General features: G+C 46.7%; 20 protein-coding genes. All 20 read right to left on the bottom strand.

The annotated features are described in order from the left end of the window. Positions 1-3: 3 nt before the first annotated feature. Entirely contained in the window at positions 4-2,307 is a 2,304-nt protein-coding gene (locus tag KJS69_RS09375; protein WP_213583458.1) for a coiled-coil domain-containing protein, read from the bottom strand. Between the two features lie 15 nt (positions 2,308-2,322). Next, positions 2,323-3,336 carry a TadE/TadG family type IV pilus assembly protein gene (locus KJS69_RS09370; RefSeq protein WP_213583457.1) on the bottom strand — a complete coding sequence of 338 codons (1,014 nt, stop codon included), beginning with the start codon at positions 3,334-3,336 and terminating at the stop codon, positions 2,323-2,325. Between the two features lie 5 nt (positions 3,337-3,341). Next, entirely contained in the window at positions 3,342-3,557 is a 216-nt protein-coding gene (locus tag KJS69_RS09365; RefSeq protein ID WP_213583456.1) for a Flp1 family type IVb pilin, read from the bottom strand. Positions 3,558-3,605: 48 nt separating this feature from the next. After that, on the bottom strand, positions 3,606-4,397 hold the full coding sequence (locus tag KJS69_RS09360) for a type II secretion system F family protein (RefSeq protein WP_213583455.1): 792 nt from the start codon (positions 4,395-4,397) through the stop codon (positions 3,606-3,608). A gap of 4 nt (positions 4,398-4,401) precedes the next feature. Further along, the gene (locus KJS69_RS09355; RefSeq protein WP_249730443.1) at positions 4,402-4,974 is read right to left on the bottom strand and encodes a type II secretion system F family protein; all 573 of its coding nucleotides are present in this window, start codon (positions 4,972-4,974) and stop codon (positions 4,402-4,404) included. 290 nt (positions 4,975-5,264) lie between these two features. Beyond that, a complete protein-coding gene (locus tag KJS69_RS09350; RefSeq protein ID WP_374706624.1) occupies positions 5,265-6,509 on the bottom strand; it encodes a TadA family conjugal transfer-associated ATPase in 1,245 nt (414 codons plus the stop codon). Continuing rightward, positions 6,509-7,603 (bottom strand): AAA family ATPase, encoded by a 1,095-nt coding sequence (locus KJS69_RS09345; protein WP_213583454.1) that lies wholly within the window; start codon positions 7,601-7,603, stop codon positions 6,509-6,511. The genes KJS69_RS09350 and KJS69_RS09345 overlap by 1 nt, the downstream gene beginning before the upstream one ends. A gap of 259 nt (positions 7,604-7,862) precedes the next feature. Further along, a complete protein-coding gene (locus KJS69_RS09340) occupies positions 7,863-9,503 on the bottom strand; it encodes a serine/threonine protein kinase (protein WP_213583453.1) in 1,641 nt (546 codons plus the stop codon). A gap of 337 nt (positions 9,504-9,840) precedes the next feature. After that, a complete protein-coding gene (locus tag KJS69_RS09335; RefSeq protein ID WP_213583452.1) occupies positions 9,841-10,410 on the bottom strand; it encodes a hypothetical protein in 570 nt (189 codons plus the stop codon). 543 nt (positions 10,411-10,953) lie between these two features. Beyond that, positions 10,954-11,295 (bottom strand): hypothetical protein, encoded by a 342-nt coding sequence (locus KJS69_RS09330; protein ID WP_213583451.1) that lies wholly within the window; start codon positions 11,293-11,295, stop codon positions 10,954-10,956. An 858-nt stretch (positions 11,296-12,153) separates the two neighbouring features. Continuing rightward, positions 12,154-12,603 (bottom strand): alpha/beta hydrolase family protein, encoded by a 450-nt coding sequence (locus KJS69_RS09325; RefSeq protein ID WP_213583450.1) that lies wholly within the window; start codon positions 12,601-12,603, stop codon positions 12,154-12,156. A gap of 20 nt (positions 12,604-12,623) precedes the next feature. Continuing rightward, on the bottom strand, positions 12,624-13,196 hold the full coding sequence (locus KJS69_RS09320; RefSeq protein ID WP_213583449.1) for an alpha/beta hydrolase family protein: 573 nt from the start codon (positions 13,194-13,196) through the stop codon (positions 12,624-12,626). A gap of 17 nt (positions 13,197-13,213) precedes the next feature. Then, entirely contained in the window at positions 13,214-13,951 is a 738-nt protein-coding gene (locus tag KJS69_RS09315) for a hypothetical protein (RefSeq protein WP_213583448.1), read from the bottom strand. Positions 13,952-14,035: 84 nt separating this feature from the next. Continuing rightward, entirely contained in the window at positions 14,036-15,289 is a 1,254-nt protein-coding gene (locus KJS69_RS09310; RefSeq protein ID WP_213583447.1) for a Gfo/Idh/MocA family protein, read from the bottom strand. 21 nt (positions 15,290-15,310) lie between these two features. Next, positions 15,311-16,156: a carbohydrate ABC transporter permease gene (locus KJS69_RS09305; RefSeq protein WP_213583446.1), complete on the bottom strand. Its 846-nt coding sequence runs from the start codon at positions 16,154-16,156 to the stop codon at positions 15,311-15,313. A gap of 4 nt (positions 16,157-16,160) precedes the next feature. Beyond that, the gene (locus tag KJS69_RS09300) at positions 16,161-17,084 is read right to left on the bottom strand and encodes a carbohydrate ABC transporter permease (protein WP_374706623.1); all 924 of its coding nucleotides are present in this window, start codon (positions 17,082-17,084) and stop codon (positions 16,161-16,163) included. 89 nt (positions 17,085-17,173) lie between these two features. Further along, complete coding sequence (locus KJS69_RS09295; RefSeq protein ID WP_213583444.1) at positions 17,174-18,523, bottom strand: ABC transporter substrate-binding protein; 1,350 nt, start codon at positions 18,521-18,523, stop codon at positions 17,174-17,176. Positions 18,524-18,792: 269 nt separating this feature from the next. Beyond that, complete coding sequence (locus KJS69_RS09290; RefSeq protein ID WP_213583443.1) at positions 18,793-21,906, bottom strand: glycoside hydrolase domain-containing protein; 3,114 nt, start codon at positions 21,904-21,906, stop codon at positions 18,793-18,795. 172 nt (positions 21,907-22,078) lie between these two features. Continuing rightward, positions 22,079-23,641 carry a response regulator transcription factor gene (locus KJS69_RS09285; protein WP_213583442.1) on the bottom strand — a complete coding sequence of 521 codons (1,563 nt, stop codon included), beginning with the start codon at positions 23,639-23,641 and terminating at the stop codon, positions 22,079-22,081. Position 23,642: 1 nt separating this feature from the next. Continuing rightward, complete coding sequence (locus KJS69_RS09280) at positions 23,643-25,370, bottom strand: cache domain-containing sensor histidine kinase (RefSeq protein ID WP_213583441.1); 1,728 nt, start codon at positions 25,368-25,370, stop codon at positions 23,643-23,645. Between the last annotated feature and the right edge of the window lie 68 nt (positions 25,371-25,438).

The raw sequence follows: 25,438 nt of genomic DNA, 5'->3' as shown, positions 1-25,438 counted from the left end.
CGTTTAATAGGACATCACCGCTGTCTTAGTTATTTGGCATCGGTTGTCTTTATTGCCGCAGTTCAACAAGCCCAAGCCGTCCATTAATCTCATCGCGGCCGGCATAAACCACACCCGGACCGTTGCGGAGGCCGTAGTCTGCATATAGGTTGTTCTTTGAGTCAAATCTACTCCGGTATTCAATTCAATCAGCGCCTGCATACGGGACATCACTTTACGGTCGTTGCTGTGAAGCAACATAAACAGCCTTAATAAATCTTTATAATGGACTGTAACTGCTTTAAGTTTTTTTAGAAGCGGAACGGCTTCTCCTTTTACCAGTTTCTGCATATCCCGCACCGCCTCGAAGGCGCCTTGAGCAGCAGCAGCCATAAATACGAGGAGAGGAGATCCGATATTCAAGACGGCATTCTTCGGCTCCAGCAAACCTTCTATCGTACGAATAGCTAGAAAAAATAAGAACATTTCACCGTAAGCGGCCGAATAGTTTCCGGAGCATGAATTCATTCCATATAGAATGTACTCTGCTTCCTGATCCGCAAGCGGATGATCCAACGGCTTGGACGTCTCATGAGTCGCCGGCGGAACGCCGTTTTTACCCGTTTCCAGCTTGGCCGTCCGATAATTGAATCTCGTCAGGGCGTATTCGTTCATATATATCTCATCGCGAATTCCGGTAAGCAGTCCGGATATCCGTTCCGAGAAGCTGACGACTTGTTTTACCGTTTGTCCCGGCTGATCCGGTGTGTACACCTCATCAGGTTCTGCCGGAAGATCGGAGTTGTATTGATAATATTTAGCATATAGACCCGGATTTTCCTCCGATTCTCCCTCCAGCTTCCTATACAAGGATGTAAATGGATCCTGCTCGCCCCATAATCCGCAATTTCCTATGACAGAGTTTAATTCTTTAAGCGCATTGCCGAGCTTTTCCTTCTGCTCCTTATCGCTTGTTTCCAACTGCTCCATTCGTTCATGCCGTTCCCGTTCCTTTGCGCCCTGCTCGCTCTCAAAGCTGCTGATTTGTTGACGCATTTGTTCTAATTGCCCCGAAATCTCACTGTAATCTTCCCCGATAAATAAAGTAGTGGCCTGCCATTTGCTTCTCAGCCAGCTGAACTTGGCTAAAATTTTACCCGAATCTGTCTTATACACTGAGAAGTATTCCAGAGAATAGACCGGAATTCGATCCAGTACTTCGTAGCTTTGAAACGCATCGTTGTCCAGACTGTTCTTCAGTTTCTCCTTTTCCTGACGCAGCTCCTCATTAAGCACTCTTGCCTTCTCTATCTTTTGCTGCAATTCTTCATTTAGTAAATCCAGCTCAGCAAAATCATTCTCGAACGACGATTGCGATCCCAGGAGAAGAGCGGTATAGGCTAATATATCTTTTAACAGCTGTTCGAGCTCATATTTGGTCTGTACATACTCAGAAATTTGGCGATTCGTTTCTGAAATCGATTCATTCGTCGCGCGCAGCGATTCAAATAAGCTCTGAATGGCCCCTGCATTGGCCTCGGCATTCTTCTGCAATTCCGCGAGAGTTCCGCTCAGAGATTGCGCAGAGCTTCTTAAAGACTCCAACGTTTCCTCCGCCCTCTCAATACTGCTCTCGACCTCTCTAATCGATTGCCTGACACTATCAGCCGTGTTTAAGCCGATGCGATCGGCCAGCTCTTTCAGTTCACCAAGTGTTGCATTATACTTCGAATAGAACCGATTTGCCAAAGCGATGTAGGATTGGGCTGTTTCCCAGGCCTCCTCCAAGGCATCATTCCATGGCCGGATCTTTTGCTCTATTTCATTCGCATGCTCGTAGAATTTGGCTGACTGCTGCAATTGACCGGCAATTCCGGATTTTTTAAAGCGGTCCAACAGCTCCACCGTAAATTCAATCGGCGCTTTGTACTTCATATCTTCCAGCATCTGCTGGCGAAAAACGACGTGATTGGCCAGAGTAAACAGCGGACGCAAGCGAATATCGTCCGGCTCGGACCGGGTGTCCAAATATCGGAAGACCGAGTCATCCTCCGAAGTCGTTAAATTATAATCCAGGACGGATTGAAACAATTGTCTGTTCTCCTCTTCACTGCCCGCTATTCCGAACAAGCCGTAATTCTGCAGCTCCCGGTCAAACCGGGATAAGACCGAGCGGATGGCGGCTTGATGAGCCGCCTCTGTCTCTCTTTCTACCAGCTTCACTCGGATGAAATCTATCAACACCGCATGAAATAAAAAAATAGGCACTATAATGACAATTAAATAGACGGACACAGACCCATCCCGGGCGTATAAAAATCGTTTCATCCCAAGCCTCCGTCCCTAATTATGAATAATGACGACGATTCCGTTCTGTTCAAGTTCCTTTCGGAGCGCCGGGGTCAGATCGTTCCTCCCCTTCTTGTTAATCCGAAAAAAATGCCAGACGACCCCTTTCACTTCCCCTCTCTCCATTAACTCAACATCTTTTTTAATCTGGTCTTTGGCATCTTTATAATTTACGTTGTATTTCACTTCATGCGCCACACCGTCGCGATCCAGCGCATCTATTATTCTATATTTTCCCACTGTGTTAGTGTCGATCCTGACCGATTTCCCGTTCACCAGTTCACGCAAGTATTCACTTGCTTCCTTCTCGCTGTTGAAGTCGAGTTTGGGAGGATCGGGAACGCTCTCCGGCCACGACTTCTTCACGTCTTCTGTGGAGATTTTCCCCTTGATCCTGCCCAGATAAGAGCGCGTCAAATCTATAGCGCGAATCCATTCCACCGGATCTGTAACCTGAGCTGACGAAGCTCCAGCCGCACGCTCCATCGCAAACCAATTTTGGACGATGGAAGGAATCTTTAACGCATGACCCAGCTTGACCTGAACCGTTCGATCCAAGCCGCGATTCGAATAGCTAAGCTCGCCCTCCAGCGTTTCCGGGAGCCACTGGGCAGCTTGCGTCAGCTTCCTGACCGGTCCCGATCCTTTCGCAGACGCTTCCGCCGGAAGGGCCACAACAGCCGGATTACCGAGTCCGAGCAGACCCAACAAATCGGAGGCCTGATCGTTAAATACTCTCCAATATAATCCATCATTCTTGTCTAGCGGATACGCACCGGATATCGGGTCCTTATAGGAATTGTCCCAATGAGCAGCCGTTCGATCCGCACTGACCGCAGCCGAATGAAACAGCGCTGCTTTCTGATACATAAACAAACAGAAGAACAGAATAGCAACCGTGCATAAAAAAATGACCGGAAGCACCAGCGATGCTTCAACGGTAAAGCTCCCGGCTTCGCTGCGGCAAAAATGCCGAAGCCTCCTCTTGGTAGTCCATTGGCTCCTCATGGATGTTATTTGCCGGGAGGCATAATATTGCCCGTATCGTTATTGTGCGTCTCGATCTCACTGTCCGCCTTAGTAAAGAGACCTTCCACCCATTGAAAAATCCACTTTCTGAAAGCTACTGCGATAATAACGATGACTGCCAGAATTAATAGAATTTCTAACGTTCCAATTCCATCCTCATCGTGCCAAAATTGAATAACTTCCTGTTTGAATTTATTCATCTTTATCCTCCAACTCTTATAATTTAATGACCAGGTATTCATCCGACCCTATCGCATGATCAAAATAGCGGGCGTGGCCACGATAATCATCACAATTCCGAAGGTGATGACCATCGGAAATACGAGTTTGGACGAAGCCTCCTCCCCCATCGTTCGGGCCAACGCTTTGCGTTTTTCCCAGAGGGTTCGCGTCAGTTCTCTAAGCGCGAAGACGAAGTCATCCCCGCCTCTGCGATAATTGAGCAGCACCGTTGTCGTGAACAATGAGATTTCAGGCAGGGCACATCTTTTGCTCAACTCCTCCATCGCTCTGGCGAAGGATCTATTATTCTTCAATTCGTTAGACATGATCGCCAGCTCCTGGTACAATGGAGACTTGGTTTCTGACCGATTCGATTCGACACAGCGGATAATGGCCGCCTGAACCGTCTCCCCGGCATTGACCAGCAGGGTGAGCTTGTTCAGAAATTCCGGCAGTTCGATCAGCATGCTTCTCTTATGCAGCCGAATTCGTTTGTTCAAGCCGCGAACCTCCATAAGCGGCACCAGCATGATCAGAAGCAATCCGCAAAGCAGAACCGATAACCACTCTCCTGTTACTGCCGCCAGCAGCAGCATGAACACCAGCACTAAAATACAAGTGGAAATCATCCGGGCAATAAATAGCTTCGTCAGTTCCATCGTAGCCTTGCGCCCGTAACAGGCGACAATCATCAAATGCAGCTTGGTGATGTAAGCGGGCATCTTTTCCATCAATCCCGTTCGATTGACCAGAACCATCGAGACGGGCATTAGAAGTCTGTACGGCAGTGAAATTTTCTGCTCTTCTTGCACATTCATCACCTTACACTTTGATATCCATTATTTTTTTGACAATCCAAAAGCAGCCAAGCAGCAAGAGCAGACAGACCGTCATGACCGTCGGACCAGCCATACCCGAGTACAGGGGGGCCATATAATCCGGTGAACTAAAGCTGAGCAATCCTATAACTGCCAGGGGAGCCACAGTTAATATGTTGGACTCAAATTTTTTCTGAGCGATCACAACGGATATTTCCTGCTGAATCTCAATTTTTTCCCCGATCATGTTGGCCGTTCTGCGAATAACGTCAATTAAATTCCCGCCGGACCTTTTGCAGGTAACGAAGACGTCGACGAAATTATCAATGTCCTCCGAGCCGGCTCTGCCGCCAAATTCGATCAACGCCGATTCAATCGTCTCGCCATTTTGAATTTTTCGATTCATTCGTTCGAACTCAACAATAATATAGGTATTCGGATTTGAATACAGCGTTTTAAGATCACGTATCGTCTCCGCCCAACCGCTTTCCACCGATTTGCCAGCCGTAAGAGAAGAGGATAATGAAAATAAGGCCTGTCGAAACTGATCGTTCAACTCCGCTTTTCGTTTATGCATCTTTTTCCTGGCTGTCCATTTCGGATAAAGTAGTCCAAGGACCGATATCAGTAGAGCCAATATGAGTTGATTGTAAAAAAGATACCCGATAGCGAATAATATGGCGCTGGCAACAAGGATCGATAACGCTCTTTCTTTGCCGGAAAGCCGGTACACCGAATAATCGACAACTTCTTCGATTCTTCCTGACTTCGCGCTTGGTCGTGCGGATACGGGCTTCCTGGATTTACGCGAGCGATCCTGCCAATACAGGACTCCCCAGACGAGCAGCCCAATGGCTGCGGCTGTAACTATGATGACGATGGCTCACACCACCTGACATCTGAAAATCCGGCCGAATACCATTTGCCGGTACGGCTAATTCTGTTTCCGGTCGGCTGCAGCGTTCCTGTCACGCTCCCTTTCTCCGAGCCTTCTTCGCGAAATAGAAACAACGGTTTTAGCTGCACCTCACCTCCCCGCATTCCGGTCACCTCCGATATTTCCGTTACTCTTCTTGATTTATCGCGCAATCTTGTCAAATGAACCATAATGTCAATAGCCGAAGCGATTTGCTTGCGAACTACATCTAGCGGCAAATCCGCCCCGCTGAGCACCATCGTCTCCAGGCGGCTGATCATATCCGAAGATGAGTTGGAGTGGCCTGTCGAAATCGAGCCCTCGTGCCCGGTGTTCATCGCCTGCAGCATATCCAAAGCTTCAGCCCCCCGCACCTCCCCCACGATAATTCGGTTAGGTCTCATCCGCAGGGAGGTTCGGATCAAATCCCGGATGCCAATCTCGCCCTTGCCTTCGGTGTTCGCATTTCTCGTTTCCAAACTCACCAGGTTGGGAACGGTCTTGATTTGCAGCTCTGCCGAATCCTCTATCGTAATGATTCGTTCATCAGGCGGAATAAAATCAGACAGCGCGTTCAAGAAGGTCGTCTTGCCGGAACCGGTCCCTCCGCCGATAAAAATGTTGTACTTTGCCTTGACAAGCATAGCCAGCAGCTCAGCGGCCTCTTCGGTCAGCGCGCCTCTATCCACCAGATCGTCCATCGTCATCGGCTTGTCGGGAAATTTACGAATCGTCATCGTCGGGCCTTTCAAGGCGATCGGCGGAAGCACAACATTCACTCTGGACCCATCGGGCAATCTCGCATCCACAATGGGTGACGATTCGTTCACGACTCGGTTGACCTTCGAAACAATCGACTGGATGATGTCCTCCAGCTTTTGAGAATCCTCGAATACCGTCGGACAAGAAGTGACCTGTCCCGCCTTTTCAATAAAAATCTCACGATGACTGTTAATCATAATCTCCGAGATGGTCTTGTCATCTATAAGGGGCTGCAGCACATCCAGACCGCGAAACGAATGATAGAGCCGTCTTATCGCATACGCTTTCTCGCGGGCGGTCCAACCTATTGCGCTATCGGAGGAGAATACCTCCTCCTCGATCATTTCCACCAATTCTTCGTCCGATTTGGCCTCTGAATAATCCAATTGCTCGGCGATTCTGTGGCGAATCTCCCGGATAAGCTCCTCCTCGATCAGCAGGAGACCGCCTCCTCTCTAACCTCGGGCTCCAGCTTCCTGAACCATCTCATCAGCTGAGCCCGATAGGTGCTGTCAGACAATAACTGGGATGCGGAATGGACATTCTGCCAATCGAATACGAACGGTAATTGTCCGAATAAGACATATCCAAAACTGCCAATGTCATTAACAATGCTTCCTGTATACTTGTTGAGGACAAACGAAACGTCTACAGCTAGCGGACCTATCTTCTCGCAGAAATGGTTGTAAATAGCCTTAGTCTTCGTTAAATGATTCAAGTCATCCTCAACGAGCCACAGAATCCGATCACTTGCGGCCAAAGCCGCCCATATTCTTGCATGCCTCTCCGAATCACAATCCACAATGACATAATCGTAGTCTGACTGTCTGAGCAGAGAAAGCAGCTTCCTCGCATCTTCTTCTGTCATCTCCTCCATTTCTTGTAAACTCTCGCACGGATCAACGTATTCCACCTTGCTCTCAGGGTCTATGCTCTTATATTGCTCCAGCTTGGATCGAGCATAGGGAGAATCTGCCTGCAAATAATAAAGCAGCCGCTCGAATGGACGCTTCTCCCGATCCGTCGGAAAAATTGGTGCCGAGCGGGCAGCCTCCAGACTCAGGTAAAACACTTTGGCGCCGCGAAAGGCAAGCATCGTCGCCAAATTAGCGGCCAATACTGTTTTGCCGCAGCCTCCTACAGCAGAATAGACAGAAAGGACTCTAGTCCTTCCATTCTCATTTCCGGTCAACCTTCCCGGTGCAGGTTTATCCAGCATGTAAGCAATTAATCGTGAGAATAATTGGTTCAACGGCTGGTACCTGTATACTTCAAGCGCGGAATCATCGGGCACCGTTATTTCGTCGACAAGCTTGGCTACAGGGATAGTCGAAGGCAAGCCTGAAGCAGACAATTCCGGATTAATCAGGATGAGATCGAAGCTGTCATCTGCCTGCTCCAACATTCCAGGTTCCGTGAAAGACTTGACAATGACCTTGCTCCGGTATTCCGAGGTACGCACATAATTGAGCAATATATTCACATACATCTGGTCGTCATCCAATATCGCTATCAGCCACTTCTCCATCGTCCCTCATCACCTCCTATAATGCTATGGCAAGTAACCAGCCATCTGCAGAGCCCCGCCGGCAATTAACAACAGCGACAATACCGCAACCCCTACCGCAGCTCGAAGTTCTTTTCTTATATCCACCCCCTCCTTCCCAAAAAAAGGAGCACCGCAGGGCAAATCGACAATCGATTCGCTCTGCGGTGCTTCCGCATGAATAGATAACTACACTAAATTATACCATAAAATATCATTTTTTCAATATAATTGCAAAAAATCATTTAAACCATTTGGCCAGCCAAGCACTTCGTTTCCTGCCGCCTCTTTCAGCGGTGGCCGCAATAAGGCTAAGCAGCGGCTCGCATACATGACGGAGTGTATCGAGAATTTCCGGATCATCCTGGGCAATTCTCCCTTTCCATTGAGCGTCCAGCAGACTTTTGCCGGCAAAGGAAGGAATCAAACAAAGGGGCGGTTGAGGCAGCGTGCTCAGCCACTCTTTTCTGCCTGAGAACGCTTCATCCCTATTCGCAATCCAATAAATCGCCTTATTGCTCAACCCCTCAACGAAATGGAGTGATTCTTGCGTATCCGGCCCATTAAATTTGGAAGGATAAGGGTCTGCTATCATCAAGATGAGTTCCGCTTCCTTGCACATTTGTTGAACAGCCGGATCGCACCAGCGATTGGATATATCCAAAATCGCGACCGGGTAGTCCAGCAAGTAGAGCAGTCTGTAGTAATGATCCGCGGTCCACTCCCCCTCCAGCTTCCTGTCGGGAGGAAGCGGCAGCCATTCGGTACGGCCGTCCTTCCAGCGCAAGTCAACCGGGCGTTCAGGCAGAAAATCCGGATCCGTATAATAACGGTATTCCACAGGAGCGTGCCTCTCCCCGAACAATAGCGAATGAAGCTCCGGAGAATTACCGGCATGCTCTATGAGGGCATGCGGAATATCGGCATCGTTCAGCAGACGAGCCAGAGCAATAGCGATGAACGTGGCCCCGGCTCCCGGATAAAGCCCTCCAAGCACGATCAGCCTCCGCTTCCCGGAATGTCTGTCCGGTTGACTCCCATGTGATCTCTCCTCCGTAGAGCGAAAGGCGACGGGCTCACCGGCTCCCTCTTGTAGTCGAAGCTTGACTTCCCGAGCACTCTGAATTCGGTCCTCCGGCTGTTCAGCAAGAAGCTGGAAGATCACCTTCCGTACAGCAACAGGAAGATCCTCCGCCAATTCTTCGACGGGCCGATCCCCGCTTGCGATTCCATAATGCTTCCCCCCGCTCAGTAAATAGTACATCATGGCACCAAGCGTATAGAGGTCGGTACGTTCATCCGTCTGCCGGTTCAAAAACTGTTCGGGAGCGGCAAAACCGACCGTCCCAAGCTGAACCGTATCGGCTGTCCGTTCCTCATTATAGTTGCGGGCGATGCCAAAGTCGATCAATCGCACGTTATTCTGCTCGTCTATCATGACGTTGCTGGGCTTCAGATCGCGATAAATAATCGGCCGAGGCTTGAAATTATGTAAATAATCGAACAGCTCGCATAGCTGAATCGAATGCTTCACCACATCGGAGCAAGGCAGATACTGCTTCCGTATAAACCTTTGCTGGAGCGTCTCCCCCTGAATGTAATCCATAACCAAATAGCTGAATCCTTCCTCATTCGGCGGAAAAAAATCAATAATTTTCGGCAGAAACGGATGATCCAGCCGAATCAGCAGAGCCGCTTCCTCATAAAACATCTCCTTATGTCCGGAATGCTTCCGTGATTCCTTCACCGCCCATTGCTTCCCCGGAAGCTTCCGGTCCTCCGCCAAATAAACGGTGCTCATCCCGCCCCTTCCAATAACGGAAAGGATATGATAGCGTTCCGCCAGTAAATGTCCAACCGCCAAGGCCCCGCGAGTATCCATCTTCCCTCCTCCTTTCTGCCAACCTGTCAAAATACAAAAACCGCCCCTATGCATAGCTTGCAGCATAAGGACGGTTCTTCCGCCTCGAAATGAGCCTATCGTTTTATTTCAAATTATATAGCTTAATAATAATAGGTTGCTTTTTACTATAAAAGAAACGGAAATTAATGTCAACCTCATCTGGTTGTTTACTTGATGTTTGCACACTTGGTCAACGCTATTTCCATTTTGCAGCCGAAGCTTGACTCCGAGCGCTCTGAATTCGTTCCTCTGGCAGTCCGAGCTTTAATATAGGTTTATTTTTATATAATGGCTTGAAAAATTAACCTTCCGGCGTTTAATTCATAAAAATCGCCATTTTGCGATCAACCAGAAACAGGCTTTCCGCCGTGTGATCCTCACCTTTAAAAAGACCGGAAAAGAGATAAATAGACTGGCTCTCTCCCTGAGTCTTCATGCCTGCTTCGGCTGTGCTTAAAAACTTTTGGGTCGCTGTATCATAAGCATAGTCCAAATTGCGTTCACCCGTGTCCAACTTATACTTCTCGCCGTACAACTTCTTAATGTCATCTAGCAGCATACCCAGCTCCGCACCGCGTGCTGTCTGGTAGATTCCTTGAGATCCTTCGAACAGTGCCATTCCTGCAACGGTGTCATCTCTATAGAAAATTCTCACTCCGTCGGGATAGTCGGCGATACCCATATTGCTGCCTGTTTCACTCCCTGCAACCTCCTCTGCTTTGGCGCGGGACATCCCATAGCAGATCACAGCATTCAGGTCTTCCTTTTTCCTGATACACATGTCTTTGTCCGAAAAAGTATCGGCCTCAAAGCTCCCTGCGCTTTTTCCACAACCAACGGAAATCACTAGCACCAACAGGATAAGCAGATGCAATCCAATTTTCAATCATGATCCCTTCCCTCTTCTTTCTTCTAATTTGTTCATCATATCATAGTGCCTATCATCTTAAAACGCTTGATTGCTCATTTGCAAAAATAGAAAGACACCGCTACATTTGGTATAGAAAAAATAACCAATCCATACACATATAATCGGAGATGAGTTATAATGTTGGATTTTTTGAAAATAACAGCTACCTGGCCACTGCTCTTATTATCCTTGGCCACTTTTGGGCTAATGTGTATTAAAGACAAGTTCCTCTTTTTTGGTTGGCTGCTGTTTTTAATTCCAGCCATTCTTCAGTTTATTCTGGCCTTTTCGTTGTATCCTCAAGTTAAAACCATATTAATTATTTTCGGGTGCATAAACATTGTATTAACCGCGCTCTCTTCGTTTTTTCTGTGGTACGTTTATAAATTAGCGCAGTCTTATAAAAATTCGAAAGGGAGATAATAAAAGAAGCGAGCGGATAACGATAATTCCACGCAGCTCAACAATCATTCTTGGCAAACATTCTAACTAGTAAAAGGCCGCTCAATATTCCGAATATTACTTGGGTATGCAGACGAAGAAGAAGGAGGACGAGCGGAGAGGAAAACCATAACTGATGACGAAGAATGGAGGAATTATAGCAAAAACAAGACAGAGTACTAAGGGTAATATGTAGGAGGAATGGATGCTGTATCCCCCCTTCCCCATCTTCACCACCTTTTTCCATTCAAACACGATCCCTAAGCCAATACTATACAGAACTATTTTCAGCCGCTCCGCCAACACTCCTGATGAGAATTCGTTTATCGCCCTGTTCATGTTAACGAAAGAGTTTTCTATAGCCAATAATAGTCCCGCGATGATCATACCAACTATGAGAAAAGCAATCACTTTCTTCAATATTCCATTACCTCCTTGGAAAATCAAAAAAAGAACTTTCGAAATTGAAATTGAAGGTTCTTTTTTCGATCAAAACCATAATGAGTGCTTGGCTTTCCATTTCCGCCAAACTAAATTAGGGGATTGAGGGATTAGAGGCTTGGTGGGTCTTGATGGTAGCGATAAAGTGCAAAAGTACCTCTTAAAACCAACCTTTTTCCCGAAATGGGCATTGAAGTGCAAAAGTACCCTTTAAATTCGACGAAATCGTTAGTTTACAAAAAATGTTGTGAATAGAGAGCATTTTCGCACCTTAATCTTAAAAATGGATGCAATCTCAAAAAATGGGGTGCATCTTTGCACCATATCCCAGTCTGGTATAGGCAAAGTTGCTATGCAGAATCACCGATTTCAGAGGGCCGTTTCGTCAAGCACAGGCTGCGGTTTTGAGCCCCTTTTTTTATTATTTTACTTTAATCGTGGTGAGCCATTCACTTGAATGGCTCACCACGATTAGTTTATCTACAACATTTTGCAAATCACATGATATTCGTTGTCTGGGTGCAAGACATTACGACATTTTAAGTAATGAAAAAATAAGAACAAGAAGGAGGCATTTAACAACACGTACGATAATAATCTTGATGTTTTCATACTTATTGCTGCTCTTCTTATTACTTTTATTGTTCACGCTTACCACTCCCATACCATCTTTTTGGTTGGTCGTAGTAACTAATCGTGTTAGGCCTGATTCCACTATACTGTACTACAATCAAAATGTGTTGTCACTTGATTTTATTTTTCTTTGTCTAAATTGTGCCTTGATAATATATCCCTAAATATCATGACTAATGCCACTCTGCATTTAATAAAACTACGTTAACGATGCTCCCGAAAAAATTCCCACGTACGTTCCTTGTAATAGCGATGACCTGCTTCTCCTATATATAATTCGCAATTCCCGGGAACTCCAAAGGCTGAATAAATCTCCTGCAATTTCGCAAAAGCCAACCGGGCTGCATCAATCGGAAAAATGGAGTCAAGTTGTCCGTTGATCATCAGCACTGGTCGGGGAGCAATCAGTCCAGCTACATCATACATTTCCCCCATTTTCATCATTCCAGGAACGATATTGCAAGGACAGTGTTCAACGGATAGAATGGAATGCTCAAACGTATTGAAATAACTACCTGGTGCAGCGGCGGTAATACGGGTATCCAGTGCAGCTGTAAATAAACTAACGGTTCCGCCACCTGAATTCCCGGTGATCACCACAGTCTTTGTATCTACTTCCGGTCGCATTGCAGCGTAATCTATCAATCGTCCCATATCATGTACGCGTTCACCAATCAACGTACGGCCAAACAATAATGCGCGACGTTGCAGTTCATAGCAGGAGTTGTTTTTCCCTGCTGGTATTCTTCCTCCCTTCCCATCTCCCAGAAGCCTCGCACATCTGGCGCCAACACGGCGTACCCGGCAGCCACCGCCTGAACTGCAATATTACGCTCTCCCTTCATAGCTTCTTCGGCTTCCTCTTCATTCTCATAATTCCCCACATATACTTCCTTCCCCCTTCGATTATGACCGTGAGGAGTCAATGCCAGAGGATAAGGCCCGTTCTGTCCATCACCCGGAAGCAAGAAGAAAAACGGAATTTCAACACCAGGTTCCGACCGAATGTACCCTTTCTCCAGAACATAATCAGGCCGTTTGTCCACCCCTATGATTCTGGGATTCAATTCAGTATTTTTGGAATGTTGACGAATGGAATCCAACCCAAGTTGAATGCCCAATTGCCTTCGAAATTGTTCCTGCCACTCAGACAAATCCCTATAATTTCCTATATTATCAAAAGAAAAAACTCTCTCCGTTTCCTTCAGCAACCGTTCCGTCATCTTTTTATCATTAATAAAGATCATTCCGGAATCGCCCTCCCCTACAATCTAATGATGCTCATATAATTCAACACAAACGTATAGTATCCTGAATGCGGCATGGCAGGATGAAAAGACGGAAGCCAAGTTTGCCGCAGATCATTCGGCGAGCGGCTCCCCTCGTGATATGTTGCATGGATTGAAGCGAGTTCAAGTGGCCCATACTTTTTTTCCTCCAGCAGTTTTCCATTTGGGTCCAACATTTTTATATGGAGCGATACGCGCCGGTTACACGAGTCGTGCAAAATAACCGGATGTATGGCATCATCCTTTCCCAACACAACATCCGAGTTTCCATGGCAAGCCATCACATCCTGGTAGCCCATTTGCAAACCGTTGAATCCCAATTTGGCGTGTCCAAAAAAATCAATCGGCGGCTTCCTGTAAGTTACGCTGTTGGCCCCCTCTGACAAACAGCACCAGAACAAGCCGTCAACCCCCAGTATTCGCATTTTTTTCACTGCATGAAAGGCAGCGAAGCCCTGAAATGCCTGGGATTCCCGCCACTCTTCAACCGTTAGCCGACGGCCGATGCTTCCATCCTCGTACGGCTTTTCATATGACTCGAGATGATGCCAAGGATGACTATGACCTTCCTGAAGCTTCCAATTAGGATCGCCGGTCACTGCGAATTCGGTCACCAAATAAGCTCTGTCCGGACTTTGCAGTAGATCTTCTTGCCACTTCCAATCCTGTTTGCGAAACTCTTCCCATGTGCTTCCGTATCCATTAAGCAACACATATGGATGATAACTGCGAACAACCTGCGGCGACTTCCAGCCATAGGAAGACGTCGCAGGCTGTCAATCAAACGTGTTGTCCAACTAGCCAAAGTTCTTCCTGTAATCGCTCATCACTACTGTCTTCCCGCCGTTCACTCGGGATTCTTCGGCCGCAAAGCACATCATATGTCCCTGTATGACGGATTTAACATGATAAGTCCCGCCCGCGCCTTCCAATTCCCGCACTTCTCGCAAAAAGCTGCGGACGAGACCTTCATCGCCGCCATGATGCCCTGTACCTGGCGCATGAACCTTCACTTCGGTCTCGCGATGAGTAAGGAAATCGAATACGACAAACCTGCTCTGTTCCATAAACCCGCGAATTTCCCCTTTCGTTCCCATAATTTGTATATGTCTGGATGAATCTCGGGTAAATCCGCACATATTGAATAAAGCTGTCGCTCCGCCTGCAAACTCGGCATTTACCACCTGGTGGTCTACCACATCATTATCGCAACGGTAAACGCACCTTCCGTACGGCCCCTCCTGAAGCGCATGAATAATGCCGGAATTGGATAAGTCAGCGGTTATAAACTTTGCCCATTCCCTGCCATCGCCCAAATAAAACCGCGGGGCCGCATAAGGACAGGCGGACTCCGCCAAACACCCGTCCGTGCAACGCTGAGCGGAATTCTGGGGCGCGTGTTCCGGCCTGAAGTGCATCAACGAACCGAAAGAACTGATTCGCGTGCACTCCTGATCAACAAGCCATGACAGCAGATCCATATCATGACATGACTTGGCCAGAATCATCGGACTGGACTGTGCCGCATGCCGCCAATTGCCTCTGACGAAACTATGCGCCATATGGAAATAACCGACGTTTTCATTTAATTGAACGGATACGATCTCGCCAATCGCCCCTTCTTGCAATACCGCTTTTACTTGTGACCAGAATGGCGTGAACCTTAGCACGTGGCAAACAGTCAATATTCTTTGTCGCAATGCGGCTTCCTGTTCCATTAGCAAACATTCGCCAGCCTCAGGAGAGATCGGTTTTTCAAGCAGCACATGATAGCCCTGCTGGAGTGCCATCATCGTCGGGTCAAAGTGCATCCGATCCTGTGTACAGATGAACACCACATCGGCCATTTTCGAACGGGATAGAGCTTCCTGCCAATCGGCAAAAACATTCTGCTGCCCAATGCCATAACAGTCGGCAAATAGCTGCCTTCTCACCGGGTCCGGTTCTGCCACGGCTACAAATTCCAATTCATGGGGATAATTTTTAGCGTACGGCGCATAGGCGTAATATCCCCGCCCGCCCGCGCCAATCAATAACGCTGTCAGCTTCAATTCGTATCACTCCCAAATCTGTCAGGCTTTTAACCCGGTTGTGCTGATTCCTTCCACCAATTGTTTCTGAGACAGGATAAATACGATGACGACCGGAATCAACGATAGGACCGACATGGCAAACATCGCCCCCCAATCTGTCGTCGTATCCGGATCCGAGAACATCTTCAGCGCCAGCGACAATGGATACAACTCCGGCTTGTTCAAGTAGATGAGCGGTCCGAAAAATTCATCCCACATCCAGTAAAACTTGAAAATCGTTGCGGTAACTACGGCCGGAACGATCAAGGGGACGATGATCCGGAAAAAGATCGCATATTTGCCGCAACCGTCGATTTTTGCAGATTCGTCCAATTCGACGGGCAAGCCTCTTATAAATTGCATGATCATAAAAATAAGAAACGGCATTCCGAAGAAAGATGGCACAATGATGGGATAAAAAGTATTGATCCAGTCCATCTTCTGAAAAAAGATATACTGGGGAATAATCATCACCTGTCCCGGCAGCATCATGGAGACCAGCATGCAGGTAAACCAGAACCCGGCTCCGGCAAACTTGACCCTTGAGAAGCCGTAAGCCACCAGGGTGGAGGTAACGACGCCCCCGATCGTAGCAACTATCGTAATCAGCAAAGAATTTTTGAAGAATACAGCGAACGTATGCCCTCCGAAACCTTTCCAACCTTGAACATAATTTTCAAACTTCCATACGCTCGGAATCAATTTATGGGAATTGACAAAAACTTCGGAGCTGTCCTTCAACGAACTGGAGACCATCCACAATACAGGATAAATCATCACAAGGGCGAGGAGCAGCACGCATATATGGTATAAAACGCTTTTCGTCCGTATTTTTCTATATATCATCCGCTTATTTCCCCTTTGATTCATAGTGCACCCATTGGGTCGACGATTTGAATATAATCGCGGTGAATAGGGCAGTAATCAGCAATAAGACCCAAGCCATCGCGGCACCATACCCCATATCGAAATATTTGAAAGATTTCTCGTATAAATACAAACCGTAGAAAAGCGTGGAATCAAATGGCCCTCCGCCCGTTACAAGCAGGCTTTCCGTAAACGATTTAAAACCGGCAATAATTTGCATGATCAGATTAAAAAAAATGACGGGCGTAAGCAGCGGCAGCGTAATTTTGCGAAACCGTTGCAAAGCTCCGGCTCCGTCGATCAAGGCAGCTTCGTACAATCCGCTCGGAATCTGTTTAAGTCCTGCCAGAAAGATGAGCATCGAGGCGCCAAATTGCCAGGTTCCAAGCAAGATCAAGGTCCAAATGGCCGTACGCGGATCCATAATCCACGATATTTTGCCTTCGACCCCGAGTGCAGCCAGCAAAGAATTCAAAGCCCCGTTCACTCCGAACAATTGCCGCCACATGACCGCGACCGCTACGCTGCCGCCAATCACCGAGGGTAAATAGTATACCGTCCGGTAAAACCCGATCATTTTCATTCTTGCATTCAACAGCATGGCGACCAGTAGAGCAAAAGCCAGTTTCAGCGGTACCGCGGTAAAAACATAGATCAACGTCGCTTTGACGGCCTTCCAATATCTTTCGTCATTCGTAAACATCGTTCTGTAATTGTCCCACCCCACCCATACCGGCGAAGAAAGTACATCATATTTCGTAAAGGATAGATACAAAGAAACGAGCAGTGGCACAAGGGTAAAACCAGCAAATCCGATCAACCATGGTGAAATGAACAGGTATCCCGCCAAATGATCGGAACCTGTCAACTTTCCTGTTCTTGCCTTCATACATCCCCAGCCCTTTATCTTGGTATGACGTGCACCCGGGTTAAAAAACGACAGATCCCCGACCGTCAGCCGCATCTGGGATCTGCCACTCAATAAGCTATCAAATATTACTTATTTTTACCCAGTATTTCATTTGCTTGCCTTCTGAATTTTTCTGCGCCATCCTGCGCGCTTATTTTCTCGAAGAAGATTTCCTGGCCGATATTGGACAAAAGCTTGCTAACTTCCCCCGCCCCACTTGGATCGGCGGGATCGATCTGGCTGGAATATTTGGCCGCTTCGGCAATGTATGCGGTCATTTTCCTCTGCGCCTCGTCAAAATCCGGTTCCATCGCTTGCATGATGTTCGCGGAAACCGGCATTCCGCCAAAACCGTTCAGCACTTTGTTCGCTTCGATATCGTTGATCCAGAAGTCGATAAATTTGGCCGCTTCTTCCGGATGTTTGGACGATTTGGAGATCGTCATAAATTGCGACGGCTTCACATACATTCCCTTCCCCTCACCGGATCCCGGAGGCAGTGCGAGAGCAAGCGGTTTCTTTAATGCATCTTCATAAGTGGGCAGATTATTGCTCCAGGCAATCACCATTGCCGCTTTGCCGCTGCCAAACGGAGTGTCTTCTATCCCTTTCGCCTCCAACTCCTCCGCAATGGTGGAAATGGCTCCTTGCTTTTGCAGCCGCAACTGCATTTCGTAGAAGTCGATAAACAGTTGATCGTCCGTATAGCCCAAGGCAGTTCCTTCTTTATTGTACAGACTGGCGCCATGCTGCCTTAAGTAGAGCGGAAAGGCGAGCTCTTGATGTTTATCTCCGTAAATGCCCAAATTATTTTTAATCTGCAGCATATGCTGTTCATACTCTTCCCAAGTCCAATTCGGAGTGGGGGCAGGGACGCCGGCTTTTTCGAACGCTTCAGGATCGTAGATGACAGAGAGAGCATTGTTGGCGATATTAACGCCATACATTTTCCCGTCGATCATTCCGCCGGACAAGTACGCTTCGTCAACGTCCTTCAGGTTGATTTGGCCGGAGTCGATCCGTTCGCTCAGGTCAAGCAGCAGGTCTTTGCCGGCGAATTGCGCGATGTAGGAATAATCGTGCCGGACCAAATCCGGAAGACTGTTGCCGGCAGCCTGTACATTCAACTTCTCATAATAGCCGTTCCAGCCGGTGAATTCGGATTCGATTTTAATATTCGGGTACTTTTCTTGAAACAATTCGATGACTTTATTCGTTTTATCCGTTGTCGTCTGCGACCCGGCCCAATAAGTCATCCGCAACGTAACTTGCTTGTCGTCATCCGGCTTCTTTCCTTCCGTATGGTTATCATTTTCCGGCGGCTTCACATTGGTCTTCCCCGCATCCGGCGGCTTCGCTGTCGTGCCGCCGCAACCGGCCAACGAGATGGCAGCAACCATGATGATAGCAATCGTCCATAGCATCTTTCTGTTCATGCAACCTGTCCCCTTCTTGAATCATTATTGTTAATCACGTTCATTATAATCCTCGCCAACAGGATAGATAATCTAAAAAACAGGTGACAATGTGCAAAAAACAGATGTTGTTATCCCTTCCCGATCGCGCTCAATGCCCGCAACAAACGGACAACAACCTCGGCGCGCTCAGCTCTTTCCTGTGGAGCAAACCGGTTGTCTCACCGTCCTTGCACGAATTTATGTTGGACCGCTGTCTGTATCTTGTGCCCAAACAGGACCAATTCTGCTCATTTATTCGTCAAGTCGATGATTATCGCTTGAGCTTCTGCCGTCAGGGCATCCTTAGCTGCTTGGGTCACCTTGTCTTGCATCGGATCTTTATTTAAATGCTTCAGGAAATCATGCATAAATTTGGCTGCCTGATCCTTGGATCCATTGCTCAAATGATGGGCCGCTTGTTTCGCACTATTCGTCAATTGGTTGGCGAGCGGACCGCTCAAATCTCCACTTGCTTTATACCGATCAAGTAAACTGATTAAGGATGCTATGCTTGAAGGCGCGGCAAATGGTGTCACCTTCACCGCCTGCGAGAGCACTGATTCCGTTCCCTCCTCATTTACTGCACTGATGGCAAACGTATATTCCTTGCCGTTCATCAATGAATGGACCGTGTATACCGTTTCCTTTATGTTCGAGGCAACGCGGTTTCCATCCTGGTAAATACTGTAGCCAGCCAGGTCGGCTTCTGCGTTGGCAGTCCAGTTGAGCGTGACCGCTCCATCCCCGGCTTTCGCCGTCAATCCGGTCGGCGCAGCCGGCGGCTGTACCGGCTCCGTCCCCGACTGCTCAAAACGAATCCGGTACGATGCGACCGCCTCCTTATCGTAAGCGGTTACAATAATGATGGCCGTCCCGGGAATGGCATCCGCCTGCTGTATGACGACTTCAGCCCTTGGATCATTCGCAACGGCATCCACAACGGGAACTTGCTGTGCAGCTTCCGGCAGCGTAATTACATATTCGTCTTGCTCCGGAGAAAAGTCCTCTAATGCCTGGCCATCCACCGTCAGTTCGCGGAGGGTGGCGTCATAACCTCCGGCCGCATCCCGCACCAGCACTTTCCTCTTGCTGAGAATATAGTCGATATCTCTAGAATAATTTATCGCATCCGGCACGACGCTTTGCACCAATTCTTTCGCCCGTGACGGATTTTTCGCTTCGAGAATTTTAAACAACTCGTAGTCCTCGGCTCCATCCCGCATCGCATCTTGGCGCATGGAATTTTTTAATGAGGCGTTGTCAGGATCGGGATAAACGATATGCGTATCGCCCTTCACGTGGACGCCGTCAAGCGGGCTGTTCCAGTGATTCCAAGCCCAGTGAAGGAATCCCGTCGCATTTCTTCCGTATGCGAACCAATTCATAAGCCGGCCGTAATAGACGGGTTGATCGACAAAGCGATTCAAATACTTTTCTCTGGGCAACAGACTTGTATAAAACCACACTTCTTCGCCTAACACCTGCCTGTCGTCATAAAATGATGGGGAACTGTCCAGTATATTTTCATGTGGCACCCAAATATCCAGCTTTCCGACGAGCCCTTCATTTACCGATTGAAAGGTGACCGCATCGAGCGTTTTCATCCCAGGTGCATATTGAGCGATTCTTTCATAAGCCTGCTCCCATTCTTCAATCGGGTAAGTGTTGCCACTATCATAAGGTTCATCGGCAACGTGCTGAATCCATATTTGATCCCACCCTTTTTCGGCTAGATGGGCTTGAAGTTCCGGCAAAAACCGGGAACTCCATTTTATCTCACCGGGACTTCCTATAGCCTGCTGTACATAAGTTGTCTGATGGGTATTTTCAATATGGAAACTCGTATTTTCATACTCGATGAGTTCAAAATTGGACGCTTGGGCCGCTTCATCATCCTCAGTGTCAAATGTATCGTAAACAATATTTCCTTTTGCATCGTCAATTCTGACCTCGTCCAAATATAATTCGCCAATCGAACTCCCCCCTGTACCCAGCATGATTCCATTGACCGATGCAACTGGAGAAAGCAGATCAGCTTGACTTACTTTTAAAATTCCGTTAATGGAAACATCGTATTTCCGCTGCGATAAGTCTACTTCAATCTTAACCGCATACCAGGAATTGGATTGAATTGTTTCGATTTCCTGCCATTCATTATTGTTATTTAATCTATGAACTATGGAAATGGGTCCGCCCGCATAAGATCCCGTGGAAAGATCAACAAGAATGGAATCGCCGTTCAACACTTGAAATTTCGGCCATTTTCCGCTTTGCGGTTCCATGAACCTAAACTGCAATGTCAACTTCTTGTTTTCGCCAGGGAACGTCTTTTTTAAAGCAATATATTTATTATTCGGATCCAGACCGCCCTTGCCGCTTTGATCGACCAGTCTTACTCGCTTATCTTCCACCAACGTTACGATTCGGAACTGTTTATAAACACTTGATTGGTAGGCGAGATGAGCACCCTCCAACCTTTTGATCACGCCTTTATCAATAAAGAATTGAACGTATTCGTCAAATTTGCTCCAATCAAAGATATAGCCCCCATTTTCGTCAATCCGTGTACCCGGTCCATCTTTTAAAAGGTTATATGTCGGTACCAGAAGCGTGTTGATTCGATGCTCCTTCATGCTTTCCGCGAATATATCCATCAGGTTCCACCATTGCTGACTGTATCGCGGATAACCGTACTGTTTAAAAACAGCGTCATCCGCATCGTTGCTGTACAGCCTTCCAGCGGTCCAGGCCCAATTCGTAATATGAAAAGCTCCGTCTTTGGAATCGGGTATTTCCACATCCGCCACTTCGAGATAAATAGGGACTTCTATCGTTCCCAGCGAAGTATTCACTGCCGCCGTACCGATATAACTGCCCGCTGCGGCGGTTTCTGGCACATACACGGTGACCCATATCGGCTGAGTTGTGCGGGCGGGCACCTTTATCGAGGCAGCATTCAGCAACGGATCTGGATAGTCTCCCGCCCCCGATCTGACCATAGAAGAGGGATCAATCTTGCTGTTGCCGCTAATATAAACGTAGTCAACAAAATTATATTTCAGGTGTTGCGTACCAATTGCCTCCGACCCACTTACCAAATCGGAAAATTGTACCGAATGGATATCAAAGGGCTCATTGCTTCTAAGCACAATTTGTGCCGATTCGTATTCGTTTTTGGCAGCGATCCATTCAATGCTGGTATTGGCTTTTTCCGGTTTGGCATCATCTTTGAATACATTTTTTAACGAACTTTCCGTCCACACCTCAACCTCAGCGGCAAGAACGTTACCGTACGGCAGCAAGGACACGATGATGCTTGCAGCCAATAAAAGCGACAATACCTTTTTTGCTGAAATTTTCAATGTCCAAACTCCCCTCTGCTTTATTCAATACCTCTGCAACCAATAGCCGCCATCGCTTCCGCAATGTCCATTTCATAAATATGCCGTCCGGACTATTGCCCATTATAAGGTCGAATCCGGCAGTTGAACATTTAAAAATCAGAGGAACTTGTCAAAAAAACAGAGATGCGCCCTATTCCTGCGTCATCTCTGTCCTTCGTTTGTATTCGGACGGTGTAGAACCCGACTGTTTTTTGAACACTTGGCTGAAATATTGAGGATTGCTGCCAAAACCGGTCTGTTCGGCAATTTCGTATATTTTATAATCTTCGGAGGATTCGATCATCTGTTTTGCCTTTTCGATACGAACTCGCATCAAATACTGGGAAAAATTCTCCTCTGTTTCTTTTTTAAACAATTTTCCTAAATAATCCACATTCATAAACAAATAATTTTGGGCCAACCAGGAGAGAGACAGCTCGTCGTTGGCGATATTATCATGAACGAGACGGATCATCTTATCCACCAGCATACTATATTTCTTCGTATTGTTGGCGTAGTTGTTTTGCGCAATTTCCTGGGCTACCTTCAAAGTATGGGCCAAAATTTCGTCCAATCGGCTCATATTAAATACAAGAGCCGTCCTATTGATGTAGTCGCTGATTCTATCCAGATGCGCCTGACGCGAAATGGTAACAAGCAGTTCAAGACAATAGGAGAGAGCGTTGCCGATCTCAACATGAGCGGCGGTAAGCGTCTCGAAAAAATGGACAATCTCCTTTTCCGCATCGGCCCAATTGCCGATTTTTACAGCCGAAGCTATTTTTTCGTTGTGAAATTCCATATTTCGTAAGACGACGCCATGGCTCGCTTGCACATCCTTAGCGGCGATAATACATCCCTCACCCAAGTAGAAACGATGTTTCAAACAATCCAGCGCTTCTTTGTAAAGATAAGGAATTTGTTCTACTCGTTCCGATTCGGTATAGGATACGGTCAGACTGATTTTGTAATATTTGCCGAACGTTTCCTTCACTTCGCCAATGAGCCGGACAAGATCGTCATCACTCATATGGCGGACAAGTGCGAGAAACTGGTTACCAATGATCGTACTCAGAACCACGCTTGGTTTATCAAATATATCTTCCGTTATATTTTTTAAAGCGAATGATTCCAGATAATCGAAAGCCCCATCGGGTTGAAAAAGGATGAGCCGCATCCTCTCGACATTCAACATTAGTAATTTTTTATAATAATCCCATTCATCGCGGGAATATGACCGACTTAACACCAAATCCCGGAAAAATTGCTCTTTCACATGCGGAAGCATCGTATTGACCTGATGCTTGATGTTTTTGATGAAATGGTCCTTTTTTTCCATTTCCTGCAATTCCCCAACGATCTCTTGAAGCACCGTTGTAATCTCGTTTTCATCACATGGCTTCAACAGGTAGTGCCTGACGCCGAGTTGCATGGCTTTACTGGCGAAATGGAATTCCCCGTAACCGGACAGAAGGACTACCTTCATCTTCGGATACTCCTCCAACGATCTTTCAATCAGCTCCAATCCGTCAAGTCCCGGCATTTTTATATCGGTAATGAGAATATCCGGAGGACTTCTTCGGATTTTATCGTAAGCTTCCCGGCCATCTCTAGCCGATCCGATGAAGGATAATCCCAATTCCCCCCATTCGATGGCATTCTCTATTCCTTCTCGAATGTTCCTTTCATCGTCCGCAAGCATGATCGTATACATATCAGCTAATTACCTCCGTTTTCCCTATAGGGAGATGAACTTGGATAACGGTCCCGCCATCCGATCCGCTATCAATTTGAATTCCGTAATGGTGCCCATAGATCATTTGGATTCGATCATTAATGTTTCTCAAACCTATCCCCGAACCTCGCGGATTTATTTCGCCCATACTGAGTTTGATCAGATAATCCGGATCCATGCCTGGTCCAGTATCGCTAACGGAAATAATAAGGAGACCGTTTATTTCTTCTGCGGTTATGACAATCCTGCATCGGCCATCCCCTCCTTCCACACCATAACGAATCGCATTTTCTACTATAGGTTGAAGAATGAGACTTGGAATCAGGAATGACCCCATTTGTTCCTGCACACGAATGTGGCATTCCAGCCGCTCCTCGTATCTGAACTTCTGGATAGAAATGTAGTTTTCCAACAAAGAAATCTCCTCATCTATCGTGATGAACTCTTTATTCTGCAATGTGCTTCGCAGCAAGTCCCCCAATGCTTTAACAATTCTGGAGATCTCCATATCTCCCTTTCTCTTAGCAAGCCAGTTGATAGAATCAAGCGTATTGTACAGAAAGTGGGGATTCATCTTCGCTCTTAGCGCCTCGTACTCCGCTTCCTTCAACATTAATTGTTTAACATAATTTTCCTTGATCAGGCTATCGATCTTGCCTATCATTTTGTCGAAATTGCGGCTAAAATGTCCGATTTCATCTCTGCTGTTCACTTCCTCCTGAGCGTCAACAACAAATTGACCCTGTTCGACTATTTTAATTTTTTTCTGTAAATTTTCTATCGGTCTTGTAATACTTTTGGCAAACTTCATAGTAATGAAAAGAATCGATAAAAAAATGATGATAAAAAAGAAAATCATGATAGATTTCATGATCGAAATTTTTCGAAATATACTGTCGTATGCAATTAGATTGACAAAGGTCCAGCCTGTATAATCAAAAGTTGCATAGGCAATTAAATAGTTATTACCGTCCACATTTTCAATCTTGTAGCCCTGCCTCCCTTCTAGGGGCAGGAAGTCCAACGACTTTCCATGCTTTTTCCTTGAAAAAAGCAAATGGCTTCCGGATAACAATAATATTTCCGACTCTTCGCCGTATTCAGCAAAGGAGCTCAATTTATCCGGATTCAAGCGAATAACCAGCACTCCTAACGGGTCCAGGCTCAAATTGGAAATTTCCCGAATTTCTCTAATCGATAGCACACCTTCCACGGGTTCCATAGGTTCTCCCCATATATTGGCGCCCTCATTGCGGGAAGCGATTTGTTTGATTTCCTGCAGCCTGTCCGAATTGAATTGATAAGGCTTTCTCCCCGTTCCATGCTGTCTATCGAAAGTATCGATCAGTTCGATGGAAGTGATATAATCTTGATAAAAGGGGTATACCATCAGCTTTTCCTGCAAATTTTTAGCAGCTTTGATGGAATCATAGGAATCTGGAATCTGTTTAATTAATTTGAGGTATTGTTGGATAGCAGGGTCGGAAGAGATCGTGAACGACAACTGCTCGATTTTTTTTAATTTTTCTTCGATATCGCGCATATATAAATAAGATTTCTCAGCGGCTTCGCGATAAATCTGACCATCATAAATTTTAAAAGATAAGTTAACCGCAATCCAGCTAAGTGTACTGACCATGAAAGCACCGAGAAATAATATTAGGAATAGTTTATGCTTAATTTTCAAATATCTTGGCTTCCCCCACATTCCTGGCCTCCCCGCAAATCTTACTATAGAAATTATCTCCAGTATAAAGGGCAAAAACAGAAAAAAAC

Source organism: Paenibacillus sp. J2TS4, assembly GCF_018403245.1.
Classification (GTDB): domain Bacteria; phylum Bacillota; class Bacilli; order Paenibacillales; family NBRC-103111; genus Paenibacillus_L.
This window is presented reverse-complemented; position numbering and strand designations above follow the sequence as displayed.